Annotated in this window: 12 protein-coding genes; 7 read left to right on the top strand and 5 right to left on the bottom strand. The window is 71.7% G+C overall.

All coding sequences use genetic code 11. The features are described from left to right. Positions 1–8: 8 nt before the first annotated feature. Positions 9–701 (bottom strand): hypothetical protein, encoded by a 693-nt coding sequence (locus A3G1_RS36320; protein ID WP_018351844.1) that lies wholly within the window; start codon positions 699–701, stop codon positions 9–11. A gap of 138 nt (positions 702–839) precedes the next feature. Between A3G1_RS36320 and A3G1_RS0122960 the strand changes: the two genes are divergently transcribed. Continuing rightward, positions 840–1517 (top strand): response regulator transcription factor, encoded by a 678-nt coding sequence (locus A3G1_RS0122960; RefSeq protein WP_018351843.1) that lies wholly within the window; start codon positions 840–842, stop codon positions 1515–1517. Continuing rightward, a complete protein-coding gene (locus tag A3G1_RS36315) occupies positions 1514–2722 on the top strand; it encodes a sensor histidine kinase (protein WP_085985723.1) in 1209 nt (402 codons plus the stop codon). Before A3G1_RS0122960 ends, A3G1_RS36315 begins: the two co-directional genes overlap by 4 nt. Before the next feature lie 18 nt (positions 2723–2740). Here the strand turns inward: A3G1_RS36315 and A3G1_RS0122950 are convergent, their stop codons facing one another. Both A3G1_RS0122950 and A3G1_RS0122945 read right to left on the bottom strand, forming a co-directional pair. Further along, positions 2741–3208 carry a GNAT family N-acetyltransferase gene (locus tag A3G1_RS0122950; protein ID WP_018351841.1) on the bottom strand — a complete coding sequence of 156 codons (468 nt, stop codon included), beginning with the start codon at positions 3206–3208 and terminating at the stop codon, positions 2741–2743. Positions 3209–3508: 300 nt separating this feature from the next. After that, positions 3509–5692, bottom strand: a complete 2184-nt coding sequence (locus A3G1_RS0122945; protein WP_018351840.1) for a S8 family serine peptidase — start codon at positions 5690–5692, stop codon at positions 3509–3511. On the opposite strand from A3G1_RS0122945, the gene A3G1_RS0122940 reads away from it, so the two are divergent. Together A3G1_RS0122940 and A3G1_RS40740 are read left to right on the top strand one after the other, a co-directional pair. Further along, positions 5693–7474: a glycerol-3-phosphate dehydrogenase/oxidase gene (locus A3G1_RS0122940; protein ID WP_051110617.1), complete on the top strand. Its 1782-nt coding sequence runs from the start codon at positions 5693–5695 to the stop codon at positions 7472–7474. Between the two features lie 111 nt (positions 7475–7585). After that, positions 7586–8176 carry a hypothetical protein gene (locus A3G1_RS40740; RefSeq protein ID WP_157641291.1) on the top strand — a complete coding sequence of 197 codons (591 nt, stop codon included), beginning with the start codon at positions 7586–7588 and terminating at the stop codon, positions 8174–8176. Here A3G1_RS40740 and A3G1_RS0122935 read toward each other — a convergent pair. Next, complete coding sequence (locus A3G1_RS0122935) at positions 8058–9386, bottom strand: FAD-binding oxidoreductase (protein ID WP_018351838.1); 1329 nt, start codon at positions 9384–9386, stop codon at positions 8058–8060. The genes A3G1_RS40740 and A3G1_RS0122935 overlap by 119 nt on opposite strands. Before the next feature lie 66 nt (positions 9387–9452). On the opposite strand from A3G1_RS0122935, the gene A3G1_RS0122930 reads away from it, so the two are divergent. Next, the gene (locus tag A3G1_RS0122930) at positions 9453–9947 is read left to right on the top strand and encodes a hypothetical protein (RefSeq protein ID WP_018351837.1); all 495 of its coding nucleotides are present in this window, start codon (positions 9453–9455) and stop codon (positions 9945–9947) included. A 7-nt stretch (positions 9948–9954) separates the two neighbouring features. Then, positions 9955–10536: a hypothetical protein gene (locus A3G1_RS0122925; protein WP_018351836.1), complete on the top strand. Its 582-nt coding sequence runs from the start codon at positions 9955–9957 to the stop codon at positions 10534–10536. Between the two features lie 24 nt (positions 10537–10560). On the opposite strand, the gene A3G1_RS0122920 is transcribed toward A3G1_RS0122925, so the two are convergent. Next, positions 10561–12201 carry a DNA repair helicase XPB gene (locus A3G1_RS0122920; RefSeq protein WP_018351835.1) on the bottom strand — a complete coding sequence of 547 codons (1641 nt, stop codon included), beginning with the start codon at positions 12199–12201 and terminating at the stop codon, positions 10561–10563. An 87-nt stretch (positions 12202–12288) separates the two neighbouring features. Here A3G1_RS0122920 and A3G1_RS0122915 point away from each other — a divergent pair, with 87 nt between their 5' ends. Continuing rightward, the gene (locus tag A3G1_RS0122915) at positions 12289–14535 is read left to right on the top strand and encodes a helicase-associated domain-containing protein (protein WP_018351834.1); all 2247 of its coding nucleotides are present in this window, start codon (positions 12289–12291) and stop codon (positions 14533–14535) included. Positions 14536–14537: the final 2 nt, after the last annotated feature.

Raw genomic sequence — 14537 nt, 5'->3', positions numbered from 1 at the left:
CCGGCTGGTCAGGCCTTGGTGATGTTGGCGGCGAGAGCCGGGATGAGTTCGCTGAGGAACTCCTTGGCATTGTCCACACTGCCACTCTGGACGTGTGTCCTGCTCACGATCGTGCCGCCGGGCACGTCCCGGGCGAGGATCACGAAGCACGCGCTGTTGGTGGTGCCCTTGTCGAACCTGGCGGTCACGCAGTAACTGTGCTGCGCGGTGACGCCCGGCTGAGCTGGCACGGTGAACTCGCTGGCCACGGAGACCTTGGAGGTGCCCCTGTCGTAGTCGGAGCAGACGGACATGGCCTTCTTCGCCTCCTCGATGATGGTGGCCGCGATGGACTTGCCGTACCCCAGGGTGTCCGACGTCGCTCCGGACCACTTGCGCTCGAACTCGACGAGAATGTCGTCGTCACTGGAGATCCGGGGGTCACACCACCCCAGGACCCTCGGGGAGGCAGACGGGTCCACCTTCTCGGACTCTGGCTGGCCGGCGTTGCCAGCGGCCGTCCAGTCCTCGGCGGTCAGGGCCGCGGCCTTCACGCGCGGGCGGAGATCCACCCGGGACAGCGGCGGGGCGGAGGGTGCCGCGCTGGCGGCCTGAGTACTGGGGGCGGAGGCCTGTGCGGCGGGCTTCTCGGCCGGCGAGCCGCATCCGGCGAGGGCGATCAGGCCGAGGGCGGCCACGGCGAGGGGCAGGGTGGTACGCAACGTTCGGATCCCCGTTCGTGTTCGTGTAGCGAGTTCGATATTCGTGTTCGGTAAGGGTGTGGCGCGCGACCTTATCGTGCCTGGCTGCCGCCATGCGAATGACTAAGGTGAAGGAGTGAGGGTCACCGAGGAGCCGCGATGAGTACCCGGCTGCTCCTGGTGGAGGACGAACCGGAAATCCGGGAACTTCTCACCGGCAGCCTCCAGTACGCCGGATTCGACGTCACCGCCGTCGGGACCGGTGCCGAGGCTCTGCGGGCGGCCGGCGGGAACCGCCCCGACCTGATCATCCTCGACGTGATGCTCCCGGACACCGACGGCTTCGCCGTTCTCAAGCAGCTCCGCGCCACTGTGGACACACCTGTGGTCTTCCTGACCGCCCGCTCCGACCTCGACGACCGCGTGGCCGGCCTGACCCTCGGCGGCGACGACTACGTCACCAAGCCCTTCGCGCTCGACGAGCTGATCGCCCGGATCCACGCCGTCCTGCGCCGCACGCCCGGCCAGGAGTCCGCGCTGCTGGTGTGTGCCGACCTCGAACTCGACCCGGAAAGCCACGAGGCGCGCAGGGACGGCCAGCCGCTGGCGTTGTCGCCGACCGAGTTCCGGCTGCTGCACTACCTCCTGGTCAACGCTGGCCGGGTGGTGTCGAAGGCGCAGATCCTCGACCGGGTCTGGGGCCAGGACTACAACGGTGAGGCCAACATCGTCGAGCTGTACATCTCCTACCTGCGCAAGAAGCTCGACACCGGCGGCCCCAACCTGATCAACACCCTGCGCGGGGTCGGCTACGTCCTCCGGGCGCCCCGCGCATGAGGCGGGCACCCCTGTGGCTCCGGCTCGTGGCCGGCGTGCTCGCCCTCGTCACGGTCACCCTGTTCGTCACGGGATTCGCCGGTACCCGGCTGCTCCGCGGCTACCTCGTCAAGCAGACCGAGCAGCGGCTCATGACGACAGCCGAACGGGCGCGCATGCTCCAGCGGCCGGCCCCCGGCCCGGCCAACCGGCCCCGGCAGGAACTCCCCAGCGACTTCGTCGTCCAGAGCTACTCGGCGGACGGCGAGCTGCTGTCCACACTGGACTCCGGTGACCAGAAGCCGCCGGACGTCAAGCCGGGCAAGCTCGGCCAGCCGTTCGAGAAGGGCGACTGGCTGGTCGTCAGGGTCGCCGACCCGCGCGGATACCTGGCGGTCTCGGTGAGCCTCGCCAACGTCGACCGGATCGTCGGCCGGATGACCCGGATCAACATCGGCGTCTCGGCGGCGGCGCTCCTGCTCCTCGGCCTCGCGTGCTGGTGGCTGGCCCGGTCACTCGGCCGGATGGAGGCGGACCTGCTGGCCAGGCAGGCCTCGGAGCGCTCGGCCCTGGACACGGCCGAACGGATGCGCCGCTTCATGGGGGAGGCCTCGCACGAGCTGCGCACCCCGGTGACGACGATCCGTGGCTACGCCGACATGTACCAGCAGCAGCGCCCGACGCTCAGCGACGAGAGCACGGCCCAGATCATGGACCGGATCGGCAAGCAGGCCGTCCGGATGACCGGCCTCGTGAACGACCTGCTCCTGCTGGCCCAGATCGACTCGGGAGAGCAGGCACGCACCGAGCGGCAGCGCGTCGACCTACTCGACCTGGCAGCAGACATCGTCCTCGACGACCTGTCGGACCGGGTGACGCTGGACGGGGTGTCCACTGTGGTCTCCGGCGACCCGGTGCGGCTCCGCCAGGCGATCAGCAACCTGGTCGACAACGCCCTCCGGCACACGACGGGCCCGGTGCGGGTCACGGTCGGGCCGGGCTACGTGGACGTCGCGGACGTCGGCCCGGGCATCCCCGCCGAACACGCCGACCGCGTCTTCGACCGGTTCTACCGGGCCGGGGTGGCCCGGGCGGCAGCCCAGGGCGGCTCGGGCCTGGGCCTGGCGATCGTGGCCGGGATCGCGCAGGCACACGGTGGCCGGGTGTCCCTGGAGAGCAGCGAGGTCGGAGCCCGGTTCCGGCTGAGCCTGCCGGTGGCGGGCTGAGAGGTCCTGGCTCACACCTCAGAGCATGAGTTTCATCCGCGGGGCCGAGGTCACTGTGAAGCCGTGCCGTTCGTACAGCCGCTGGCCCTCGGGGGTGGCGCTCAGGTCGACGCGGTCGGCGTCGATGGACCTGGCCCAGCCGAGCACGTCCAGGACGAGTGCCGTGCCGTAACCGTGCCCGCGGTGCCCGGGCAGGGTGATGACGTTCGCGAGGCGCACGGTGCGCCCCTTCGGGCACTGGGGGTTGGGCACACCGAGTTCGAGGGTGCCGATCGCCGTGGCGACGATGGCCCCGCCGACCTCGATCACCGGGAAGCGCGCACCGGCCGGGTCGTCGGCGAAGCGGGTGAACCAGCCAGCCGCGTGCTGCCGCCACGGCTCCTCAGGCGCTGTGGGGTCCTCGTCGAACAGCAGCGCCCACAGGTCGAGCAGTTCGGCCTGGTCGGCTGGGGTCGCGGGGCGTGGCCGGACGTGGTTCGTCGTCATGGGGCCATGGTCACACGGGGTGCGCTGGGGAGCTGGCGCATTTCCTGTCGTGCTTGGCCGGTCGGCTGAGGTTTGGGTGGGGGCTTTGTGAGGCTGGGGGTGAGCCTTGGCTGGACGGGGGCCGGGGTGGGGGCGAGGCGGGCCGTGGAGGCTGGGGCCCGTGAAGGCGGAGCCGGCGGCCGGCCGGCAGGCCGGCGGAGCCGGGTCGTTGTGGCCGCGGTAGCGGCCACGTGGCGCTGCCCAGCGAACGTCAGCGAACGAAGTGAGCGTTGAGCGAACGTAGTGAGCGTCAGTGAGCGTTCAGCGAGCGGAGCGAGCGAGCGCCACAGCGCCGGAGGCGCTCACCAGCCCGGCACCGGTCACGTTGCGGGTGTCGCCGCACTCGCCGATCGGCTGGCTCTCGGAGTCCACTGCCGTCACCGGGCTCGCCGTCTCCCGGAGGATCTGCTCGGTGCGCTCCACGTTGCCGGCCAGCTCCGGATTCGCCGACCAGATCAGGGCCACCACTCCGGCGACGTGCGGCCCGGCCATCGAGGTGCCGTCCAGTTCGCCGTAACCGCCGCCCGGCAGGGCGGAGAGGATTGCGGCGCCCGGCGCGGTGATGTCCGGCTTGATGCGCCCTGCCACCGGCCCCCGGCTGGAGAACGACGTCACCTGCCGGTCCTTGTTGACCGCCCCGACCGAGAACGATTCGGTGTACCGCGACGGCACGTCCCGCCCGCTCTGGCAGAACGGCCCGGTGTTCCCCGCCGACACGACGAAGAAGATCCCGGCCGCGCGCAGTGCCCGTACGGCGGGCGCGAACGTCTGCGGATCGCAGCCCTCCTGCACCGGGCAGCCCCACGAGTTGTTCAGCACGTTCGCTGCCCGGGCCGGGTTGCCGCCCGGCGCGAGCATGAACTCCATGCAGTCCAGGTAGGACGCCGGGTTGGACATGTTCCGGCCGAGGTTCACGCAGCCGATCCACTGGGCGTCCGGCGCGACGCCGACCCCGTTCTTTCCCGCCGCGCTGCCGACCGTGTGTGTCCCGTGCCCGTTCAGGTCCGTCGGCGTCTTCGTCCCGTACCAGGGGTCGAGCCACGAGTCGCTGCCACCCCGCCACCCGGCGGCGATGGCCGGATGTGTCCCGTCGACGCCGGAGTCGGAGCTGCCGATCACGACACCCTGCCCGCGTGCCCCGGATGCCCACGCCGCCGGGGCTCCGATAATCTCCACGTTCCACAGCGGACTCGACGGCGCCGCTTTGTCCCCCTTCAACGGCTCAGGCCGTTCCGGGACCGGCCTCAGCTCCGGATTCCCCAGTACCCGGTCCACGTCGCTGCGCGAGGACAGCCAGCCCCGGGTCACCGGGTCGCTCGCCCAGACCTCGATCGCGTTCACCAGGTAGTACGGCTTGTACTTCAGGCCGCGTTCGCCGAGGGCTTTGCGCAGCCCCTGCTGCGTGCTCGCCGCGTGGCTGGTCAGCCGCTCGTGGACGGCCGGGGCTCCCTTCAGCCCGCCGACATCCGCCTGGGACTTGAGGACCACGAACAGCCGGTCGCCGTGCCAGCCGGGCTGGCCGAGTCCGAAGTAGACGAACGTGCCGCCGGCCAGGACGATCAGCACCATCGCCGCCGCGACGGCGGGATGCGGCAGGGGGTGGCGGGCCGCGACCCCGTACAAAATGATGAACATCAGCACGACGACCAGCGAGAGGCCGACCGCCAGCGCTGCCCAATAGCCAACATCCCGGGATCCGAAGTTGAGCGAGAGTGACAACTCACCCGGATCGACGAACAACAGCGGCCCAACCGCAAGGCCAGTCGTCATGGCGGCGATCTGTCCCGGTGCCCGCAGCACACTCGCGACGAATCCCAGCGGGGCCAGCAGCAGCATCAGGGTGAGGCTGACTCCCGGCTGCCCGATCCCGGCGGCGACGACCAGCAGCGCGACCCCGGCCACCAGCCCACCGGCCCAGAACCCGCCAGGGAACCTCCGCAGCACGCCACCAGCCGCGTAGCCCGCCACGAACGCCAGGACCACGCCCAGCAGCGACTCGACCCAGCCGCCCAGCGAACCGCCCCACGCCCACGGCACGGCCACCGCGAGCCCGGTCGCCAGGCCCAGCGCGCCCCAGCCTCTGACCCGCCACGCGAACGGGGCCAGCAGCACGATCTGCGCCGCCAGGAACCACTCGTGATACGGCCCGGGGATCGCCCGTGCCAGCCCGATCACACCCAGCACCAGTGCGGCACCGAGCCAGACCTTGCCCACGACCCGCACCCTCGGGCTCAGCAGCAGCAACGCCGCAGACCCGGCCACCAGTACGGCGTTACCCACCGTCACCGCGGCCGCGTAGATCGGATAGAACGTCGCGCCGGCCGTCACGGCCAGCTCACTCGCCGTCCACCATCCGGCCTGCAGGAACCAGGTGATACCGGTTATCCACAGGCCTGTGAACACGGCGCCGACGACGGGCCAGACCGAGCGTGATTCCGGCTGCATATGGAGACGTTAACTGGCTGTGGAAGTTACCGTGTGGTTGTGCGCAGAGATCCTGGAGAGTCCCGTTACGCCGCCAGCCGGCTGTCACCGGAGCGCCGGGCCGCTGACCTGGCCCGGATGCACACCGAGAAGTTCGACGTGCTGGTGATCGGCGCGGGCGTGACCGGGGTCGGGGCGGCGCTCGACGCCGCGAGCCGCGGCCTGTCGGTCGCGCTCGTCGAGGCCCGCGACTTCGCCTCCGGGACGTCCTCCCGCTCCTCGAAGCTCATCCACGGCGGCCTGCGTTACCTGGAGCAGCTGGAGTTCCCCCTGGTCTACGAGGCGCTGCGTGAACGAGGCCTGCTGCTGACCCGCCTGGCCCCGCACCTGGTCCGGCCAGTTCCTTTTCTCGTACCCCTGACGGAGCGCGTCTGGCAGCGCGCCTACTACGGCGCCGGCGTGGCCCTCTACGACACGATGGCCTCCGTCCTCGGCTACGGCCGTGGCATCCCCTGGCACAAGCACCTGACCCGCCGCGCGGCCCGGCGCCGGTTCCCCTCGCTGCGTGAGGACCAGCTGATCGGCGCGATCAAGTACTACGACGGCCAGGTCGACGACGCGCGCTTCGTAGCCACAATGGCCCGTACCGCGGCCTCCCTCGGCGCGGCCGTCGCCACCTCCACCCGGGTCGTCGAGGTCCTCCGCGACGCCCGTGAGGTCGTCGGCGTGCGCGTCCGTGACATGGAGTCGGGCGAGACCTTCGACGTCGCGGCCCGCACGGTCATCGCCGCCACCGGCGTGTGGTCCGACGACATCTCGGAGCTGCTCGGCACGGCGGGCCGTGGCCTGCGTGTCCGGGCGTCCAAGGGCATCCACCTCGTCGTGCCCCGTGCGGCGATCTCCGGCGACGACGGCCTGATCCTGCGCACCGAGAAGTCCGTCCTGTTCGTCATCCCGTGGGGCGGCCACTGGATCATCGGCACGACCGACACCGACTGGCAGCTCGACCGCGCCCACCCCGCGGCCTCCGGCCGCGACATCGCGTACCTGCTCGACCACGTCAACGCCGTCCTCGACCGGCCGATCAGGCTCTCCGACATCGAGGGCGTCTACGCCGGCCTGCGCCCGCTGCTGTCCGGCGAGTCCGACGAGACCTCGAAGCTCTCGCGTGAGCACGCGGTCGTCGAGCCCATGCTCGGCCTGATGCTCGTGGCCGGCGGCAAGTACACGACGTACCGGGTCATGGCAGCCGACGTGGTCGACAAGGCGGCCTCCCGGCTCCCGGGCACCCCGCCGTCCCGTACCGACGACCTGCCGCTCCTCGGCGCGGACGGCTTCGAGCAGATGTGGAGCAACCGCGCGGACCTCGCCCGGCGCCACGGGGTACCGGTCGGCGTCCTGGAGCACCTCCTCGAACGGTACGGCTCCCTGTCCCTCGACGTCCTCGGGCTGACCGCCGACTACCCCGGCCCGGTCGAGGGCGCCCCCGAGTACCTGGCAGCCGAGGTCGCGTACGCCGCCCTCGCCGAGGGCGCGCTGCACCTCGACGACGTCCTCACCCGGCGCACCCGGATCTCGATCGAGACCGTGCACCGCGGCGTCGAGTCGGCCCCGCACGTCGCCCAGATCATGGCCTCGGTCCTCGGCTGGTCGCCGGAGAAGCTGACCAACGAGATCACCCACTACGTGGCCCGGGTCGAAGCCGAGCGCGAGTCGCAGCGCATGCCCGACGACCAGACGGCCGACGCCGCGCGCCTCGGTGCCCCCGACGTCCGTGGCTACGCTCCGGAACCGGCCCGCTGAACGATCTGATGTGCCCGGAATGCCCTCTCCGCCCGGCCCGGCCTGATTCTGTTGCCGACTTGTGACGCAATTTCCGTCGGACGGTGTCCCTCGCCTTCGTAATGTGGCGATATGGCATCCACCGTTCGGCCGAGCAGCACCCTGATCGTTGGGTTGAGTGCTGGCGTTTTCCTGGGCGCGGCGCTCCCGTTGCTCGCGGCCGTCGCCGGGCTGCTGTCCTGGCCGGGCGGCGGGGGCGTCTCCGCTGACGCCCGGCCTCGCGCGCTGCTCGCCGCCGTCGCCGTCTTCGGCGCGGCCCTGCTGGCCCGGCGGTTCGGTGGCCGTGGCCTGTCCGGCCCGTTCGGTGCCGCGATCGGCGGCCTGGTCGCCGTCCCGATCGCCAGCTCCGCGGCGGCGTGGAGCCAGCTCTACGGCGCGCAGATGACCCCGGCCAGGGCCGGCACCTGGGCCGCGCTCGGCGTCGTCTGCGGCGGGATCTTCGCGCTGCTCGCCCAGCGGGTGCCGCAGCCGCTCCGCGAGGAGTGGCGGTTCCGTAAGCCCCGCGAGGAAACCGTCGGCTGGCCGCAGCTCGATGTGCAGGTCACTAAGGTGCCAGTATTTTCCCTGGGTTCAGAAGCCCTCTCGGGTCGAGGGCTGCTTTTATCGCGTGATGTACCCGGACACCGGCCGGGCCCAGCTCGCGGGCAAGCCAGTCCCGTTTGAGCAGCCCGACGCCGTGCTCCCCGGTGCACGTGCCACCGAGTTCCAGCCCGAGTGCCATGATCTCCTCGAAGGCCGCCTCGGCGGCAGCCTCGTCGCTGACCACGATGTTCGGGTGCATGTTCCCGTCGCCGGCGTGACCGACCACGCCGATCACCAGCCCGTGCCGCCCGGCGATCCGCTCGATGCCGTCCAGCAGCTCGGCCAGCCGCGACACCGGTACGGCGACGTCGTCGATGATGAGCTTCCCGAGCTGTTCCATCGCCGGGTGGGCCAGCCGCCGCGCGGCCAGCAGCGCCGCTGACTCGACCGCGTCGGTCGCGACGTGCACCTCGGTCGCCCCGGCCGCCGCGCACAGCTCGGCCAGCGGTTCCAGTGGCTGCGCGTCGTCGGCGATCAGCAGCAGGGCCGCCGCGTCCGCCCGCAGCCCCATCGGCCGATAGTCCTCGATGGCCCGCAGGTGGACCTGGTCGAGCAGCTCCAGCAGGCTCGGCACATGCCCACCGGCCACAATGGCCGTCACGGCGGCCCCGGCGGCCTGCGTGGTCGGGAAGATCGCGGCGATACTGAGCCCAGCCGCGGGCCGGGGCCGCAGCCCGAGCGTGATCTCGGTGATGATCCCGAGCGTGCCCTCCGCGCCGGTGAACAACCGGGTCAGGTCGTACCCGGCCACACCCTTCGGCGTCCGCCGCCCCGTCCGCAGGATCTCGCCGTCGGCCAGCACCACCTCGAGCCCCAGCACGTACCGGCTCGTCACGCCGTACTTCACGCAGCACATCCCGCCAGCGTCGGTCGAGACGTTGCCCCCGATCGTCGACGACTCCCACGAGCCGGGATCCGGCGGGTACCACAGCCCGTGCTCGGCCACCGCCGCGCTGATCGCGGAGTTGACCACGCCCGGCTGCACGACGGCGAGCCGGTTCACCGGATCGATCTCCAGGATCTGGTTCATGCCGGTCAGGCTCAGGATCAGGCAGCCGTCGACGGCGTTCGCCCCGCCGGCCAGCCCCGTCCTGGCTCCCTGCGGCACGATCGGCACCCCGTACCGCCCGGCGATCCGGACGATCTCCGCGACCTCGCCGGTCGTCGACGGGCGCAGCATCGCCAGCGGCATCCCGGCCGCGCAGAAGTCGGCCTCGTCGCGCCGGTAGGTCTCCAGGATCTCCGGGTCGGTCACCGGCCGGTACGCAGCGAGCTCGTCAAGAATCCCCACACCGCAAACCGTAGTCCCGTTCGTGATCGCCGGGAACCGCAGCGGCAGCCGCCGCGTCTCACCCCTATGCGTGCCCCCCGAGCAACGCTGGCCTGCCTTCCCCTGGCGGCGCTGGCACTGACCCTGACGCTGGCCGGCTGTGACCTGCCGTCCAGCAGCAGGCCGTCAGCCACGCCCGTGCCCTCGCCGCCGGCCAGCCAGTCCGCCACCCGGGTACCGGCCGAGGTGATCATCGTGATCACGGGCGGGATCGCGGGTAGGTCCGATATGTGGACGATCGCCCCGGACGGCTCGTGGCGGCACACCGACCCCAGCGGCGCGAAGGTCAAGAAGACCGGCAAGCTCACCGGCGAGCAGCTCCAGGAGCTGACCTCGCGGGTGCACTCACCGGCCCTCAAGGCGGAGTTCGACCTGCCTGGCAAGCCCGGTACCTGCCCGGACGGCATCACGATGGTGCTGAGGTCCGGGCCGGTGTCCGGGGTGGTCCCGAGCTGCGGGGTGCAGGGCCCCATGCCGCGGTTCGGCGATCTGACATCCTTCGTGCAGCGAGTGACGACCTAGGAGAACCATGCGTACTGTCCGTGTCCTGCTGATCGGCTGCCTCGCCGCCGCCACCCTGGCCGCCTGCGGAGCCGAGGAGGAGCCGAAGGCCGGCAGCCCCACCGCGCAGACCTCGGTCACGCCCGGCTCTTCCTCTGCCACCCCGGCCCCCGGTACCTCCGGCGGCGGCACCGCCTCCCCGGCTCCCAGCAAGCCCGGCAGCACGACGGCCCCGCAGCCGCCGAGGCCGACCGAGGGCCCGGAACTGCCGGCCGGCCTGCCCGACATCACCCTGGTCCGCACGGGCGGCTTCGCCGGCGTGATGGACACCTGGAAGATCTCGCCGCAGGGCACCTGGCAGGTCACCGACCGGACGGGCAAGACGCGCAGTGGCAAGCTGAGCCCCGAGTTGCGTTCGCAGATCATCTCGCTGACGCAGAACCCGGCGCTCGGCACCGAGCTGGCGAAGACCGGCACGGCCAAGTGCGCCGACGGCTTCCACTACCAGCTGACGATCAACACCCGGAAGTACGAGGCAGAGGACTGCGGCGAGGCCCGGCCGACCTTCAGCAAGCTGGTCACGGCGATCCAGCAGTCGACCGGGGCCTGACAACCACGACGACGTACTGGCTGCCTACTCGGCGGCCAGTACGTCGTCGGCGTCCACGATGGTGTACGCGTAGCCCTGCTCCGCCAGGAACCGCTGCCGGTGTGCCGCGTACTCGGCGTCGACGGTGTCCCGCGCGACGACCGTGTAGAAGTGCGCCTGCCGCCCGTCGGACTTGGGCCGCAGCACCCGGCCGAGCCGCTGCGCCTCCTCCTGCCGGGAGCCGAACGTCCCGGACACCTGGATGGCGACCGAGGCCTCCGGCAGGTCGATCGAGAAGTTGGCCACCTTCGACACGACGAGCGTCCGCAGCTCCCCGGTACGGAACAGGTCGAACAGCCGCTCGCGTTCCTTGTTGGACGTCTTGCCCTCGATCACCGGCGCGTCGAGCTCGACGCCGAGATGGTCGAGCTGGTCCAGGTACGCGCCGATCACCAGGACCTGCTCCTCGGCGTGCCGGTCGATCAGGCGCCGGATGACCGGCAGCTTCGACACCGACGTGGCCGCCATCCTGTACCGCTCGTCGGCCTCCGCCGTCGCGTACGCCATCCGCTCGCGCTCGGTCAGCGTGACCCGGACCTCGCAGCAGTCGGCCGGCGCGATCCAGCCCTGGTTCTCGATGTCCCGCCACGGCGCGTCGTACCGCTTCGGCCCGATCAGGCTGAACACGTCGCCCTCCCGGCCGTCCTCGCGGACCAGCGTCGCGGTCAGCCCGAGCCGCCGGCGCGCCTGGAGGTCGGCGGTGAACCGGAACATCGGGGCGGGCAGCAGGTGCACCTCGTCGTAGATGACCAGGCCCCAGTCCCGGGCCGAGAACAGGTCCAGGTGCCCGAACACGCCTTTGCGCTTCATCGTCAGCACCTGGTACGTGGCGATCGTGACCGGCCGGATCTCCTTCTTCTCCCCGGAGTACTCCCCGATCTCGTCCTCGGTCAGCGAGGTACGCGCGATCAGCTCACGCTTCCACTGCCGCCCGGCCACCGTGTTCGTCACGAGGATCAGCGTCGTCGCCGAGGCCCGGGCCATCGCGGCAGCGCCGACGATCGTCTTGCCCGCACCACACGGCAGCACCACGACGCCCGACCCTCCGGCCCAGAAGCCGTCGACAGCCTCGGCCTGGTACGGCCGCAGGTGCCAGCCGTCCTCAGCGAGGTCGATCGGGTGCGCCTCGCCGTCCACGTACCCGGCGAGGTCCTCGGCGGGCCAGCCGAGCTTGAGCAGCGCCTGCTTGACGTTGCCGCGCTCGGAGCCGTGGACGGCGATGGTGTCGTCGTCGATCCGGCCGCCGAGCATGCCGGCCAGCCGCTTGGCCTTCGCGACCTCGACCAGCACCGCCCGGTCGGTGGTCCGCAGCACGAGCCCGTGCGCCGGATCGTTCACGAGCTGGAGCCGCCCGTACCGCGACATCGTCTCGGCCACGTCGACCAGGAGCGCGTGCGGCACCGGGTACCGGCTGTACTTGATCAGGGCGTCGACGACCGATTCGGCGTCGTGACCGGCGGCACGTGCGTTCCACAGGCCCAGCGGGGTGACCCGGTAGGTGTGGACGTGCTCCGGTGCCCGTTCCAGCTCGGCGAACGGCGCGATGGCCAGGCGGCAGGCCTGGGCATCGGGATGATCGACTTCAAGGAGCAGAGTCTTGTCGCTCTGGACGATGAGGCAGGACATTCAGCAACCTCCACAAGGCAGACCCTCAAGTATGCCTCGGATCGTGCGGAGCCCACGGCAGCCGTTGTCCAGGTAACTTGGGAAGCGATGTCTACGAGCCTGGCTGACCATCTGCGTGCGCTGCCCGATGAGGCCCTCGCTGCCCTGCTGCGTGCCCGCCCCGACCTCGCCGTCCCGTTGCCCGGTGACCTGTCGGCCCTGGCGACCAGGGCACAGACCCGGTTGTCGGTCGCGCGGGCGCTGGAGGGCCTCGACCGGTTCACCCTGGAGGTCCTCGACGCCCTGCGGCTGCTCGGCGCGCCCGCCGCGCTGGACGCCGTCCTGACCCTGGCCTCCCCGCATGTCACCGAGGCGCGGGCGGCGGTGGAGAAGCTGCGGGACCTGCTGATCGTGCACGGCCCCGACCACGCGCTGAAGATCGTCTCGGTGCTCGACGAGGTCACCTCGCAGTATCCGGCCGGGCTGGGCCGCCCGGCGGCCGAGCTGGGTGACGAGGCCGCGGCGAAGCTGGCCGGTGACCCGGCGGCCCTCCGCCGCACGATCCTGCTGGCCCCGCCGGAGTCCCGCGCGGTCCTCGACACGCTCGCGGCCGGCCCGCCGGTCGGCGCGCTGTCGGAGGCCCGCGAGGCAAAGAACGACGACTCGCCCGTCCGCTGGCTGCTCAACCGCCGCCTGCTCGTCCCGATCTCCGACGACGCCGTGGAGCTGCCGCGCGAGGTGGGCCTGCTGCTCCGCCGCGACACCGGCCCGCTCGGCCCGCTGCATCCCGTCCCGCCGGAGCTGCCCCTCCACAAGCGCGGGAAGGCGATCGACCAGGCCGGGGCCGGGCAGGCGATGGAGCTGGTCCGGGTCGCCGAGGCCGTGTTCGGCGCGCTGCCAGCCCCGGTGCTCAAGGCCGGCGGCCTCAGCGCCCGCGAGCTGAAGCGGATCGCCAAGACCTCCGGGGTGGACGAGGAGCTGGCCGGCCTGGTCCTGGAGATCGGTTACTCGGCTGGCCTGGTCGGCGCGTCCGACGCCGACTGGCTGCCCACCCCGGGCTACGACGTCTGGCTGCTCGCCGGCATCGCCGACCGCTGGCACGTGCTCGCCGACGCCTGGCTGCGCATGCCCCGCCAGCCCAGCCTGATCGGCACGCGCGACGAGCGCGACCGGCCGTTCAACGCGCTGTCCGGGGAGCTGGCCCGGCCGGGTGCCCCGCTCCTGCGTGCTGCGGTGCTGGGCATGCTCGCCGAGCTTCCGGCAGGTAGTGGGGCAGATCCCGATCTGGTACTGGATGTGCTCCGCTGGCGTTCACCCCGCCGGTACTCCCGGCCGGCCCTGCTGACCGCCGCGCTGCACGAGGCGGCCATGACCGGGCTGATCGGCCGGGGCGGTCTGACCAGCTTCGGCCGGGCGCTGCTCACCCCGCATCCCGACGACGACCCGCTCGGCCTGCACGAGCGGCCACCCGGCCCGGCCAGCCTGCTCGCCGCCCTGCTCCCGGAGCCGGTCGAGCACGTGCTGGTCCAGGCCGACCTGACGATCGTCGTCCCCGGCCCGCCCAGCTCCGGTCTCGCCACCGAGCTGTCCACAGTGGCCGTCCGCGAGACCCCGAGTGTGTACCGGGTCAGCGTCGACTCCCTCCGCGCAGCCCTCGACGCCGGGTACGCGGCTGCCGACCTGCACGCGCTCTTCGCTCGCCGGTCGACCACGGCCCTCCCGCAGGCCCTCACGTACCTGATCGACGACGTGTCGCGGAAGCACGGCGGGCTGCGAGCCGGCTCGGCCTCGGCGTACCTGCGCAGCGAGGACGAGGCGCTGCTCGCCGAGATCGCCGCCGACCGGCGCCTGGCCGGCCTGGCCTTCCGCCGGCTGGCCCCGACCGTCCTCATCTCGCCGTACCCGATCGCGCGGCTCGTCGACACGCTCCGCGAGTCCGGCTACGCGCCCGTGCCCGAGGACGCCACCGGCGTGGTCATGCTGAGCAAGGTCGTCGCCCGGCGCGCCCCGGCCGCCACGTTCGAACGCCTCGCCGTACCCCCGGCTGAGCCCTCCGGCGCGTACCTCGACGGCCTGGTCGAGGAGATCCGGATCGGCGACGCCCGGCTCCGCGCCGCCCGCCGGGCCCCGGTCGCCGTCAGCACCTCGATCGACGAGGCCCTGGCGGTGCTGCGCGACGCGATCCGCGACAAGGTACAGGTCTGGGTGGGCTACGTGGATCCGCACGGCTCCACGATCAACCGCCTCGTCCGCCCGATGTCGATCGGCGCCGGCTACCTGCGCGCCGAGGACGAGCGCAGCGAAACCCTGCACACCTTCGCTCTGGCGAGGATCACGTCCGCGACTCTCGCGTAAAG

Origin of the sequence: Longispora albida DSM 44784, from assembly GCF_000379825.1 — a bacterium.
Taxonomy (GTDB): domain Bacteria; phylum Actinomycetota; class Actinomycetes; order Mycobacteriales; family Micromonosporaceae; genus Longispora; species Longispora albida.
Note: the sequence above shows the minus strand (reverse complement) of the source record. Positions and strands in the feature narration are given on the sequence as shown.